Annotated in this window: 2 protein-coding genes and 1 pseudogene; all 3 read right to left on the reverse strand. The window is 42.5% G+C overall.

Going from position 1 to position 1,083, the window contains the following annotated elements; all coding sequences use genetic code 11:
* Window positions 1–344 precede the first annotated feature (344 nt).
* Window positions 345–476 (reverse strand): hypothetical protein, encoded by a 132-nt coding sequence (locus tag FEFB_RS09120; protein ID WP_255360200.1) that lies wholly within the window; start codon window positions 474–476, stop codon window positions 345–347.
* Between the two features lie 2 nt (window positions 477–478).
* Window positions 479–673, reverse strand: coding sequence for a helix-turn-helix domain-containing protein (locus FEFB_RS08010; protein WP_047975726.1), 195 nt, complete (start codon window positions 671–673; stop codon window positions 479–481).
* 120 nt (window positions 674–793) lie between these two features.
* Window positions 794–1,083 (reverse strand): annotated as a pseudogene (locus FEFB_RS08845) (ATP-binding protein); the annotation flags it as partial.

The raw sequence follows: 1,083 nt of genomic DNA on the forward strand, positions 1-1,083 counted from the left end.
GAGCGCCCGTCATGTACTCCTAGTGTAATTACACTATCTTGCACTTTATCGAGCTTATACAGGCTATCAGAGCTATCTAGCTCAATTGTGACAACATTACCCCGCCTGCTTAGTAATTTACCCGCAAATTCCATTCAGGCACCTCAATCATCGTAATAAGCGAACCGCCATAACTTTTGATAAATTTCATCAGAGAACACTCTCCGATTGTTGCTAAAGAATTCATTCAGCTTCGTCCTACTTATGTCGGTCTTACGTGCCATTTGAGACAAAGTTAAATTGTTGTTGCTACGTTCTTCTCTGATTTTCTTGGCAAGATTCATGCTAATTTCTTTCGTCATGTTTCACAGCCTCTCAATCGTTAACTTATAAATCTTGCCACCAACTTCAACATGCTGGTTGGCTGTAATTCCTGATAGCGCTGTGTGTTCAAGCGCTTCAACGGCCATACTGGCCACTCGTTCTTTATCGTTCATAATCACAATTGCACCTCCAGTAAGTAATCAGTTGTTACTCGGTACTTGTAGGCCATTCGCTTCAGAATGAATAAGTTTGGCTTAACAATCCCCTTCTCGATACGTCCCAGATCTTTCTCGTCAATTCCAATAATCTCGCTGGCATCAGCCAACTTTAACTTGGCACGCAATCGTGCTTTCTTGTAAGTCGTTGTCATTTTAAAAATTCCTATGTGTCTTCCTGAATATCAACATAGCCATCATTTCTTCTTGGCTATCGTGTGGTTGTCTCTCTGCCATCTCCTGCAATTCAGCATTTTTAACAAATTTGGGCTCTTTCACTCTCGCAAGTCCTCCATTCCGCCAAAGATAAGTTGATTAGCTTCTTTCTTTGCAATGAGTCGGCTGATAATCTTGGGATTATATGAGCGGTCAAGACTGTTAGCATCTCCGCTAATCTTTTGATTCGTCGTGACAATGTTTGTCTTGGTTCGCTTGCCAAATTCGTCTTTGGCCTGGCGTGCTTCGGCTAACTCGTACATAAACTTTTGCATTGGCTCACTGGCCTGCTTACCACTGTTACCCATTCCGCCAGCTTCACTGCCGAAATCATCTAGTACCAGTACAT

The organism is Fructobacillus sp. EFB-N1, from assembly GCF_001038455.1.
Taxonomy (GTDB): Bacteria; Bacillota; Bacilli; order Lactobacillales; family Lactobacillaceae; genus Fructobacillus; species Fructobacillus cardui.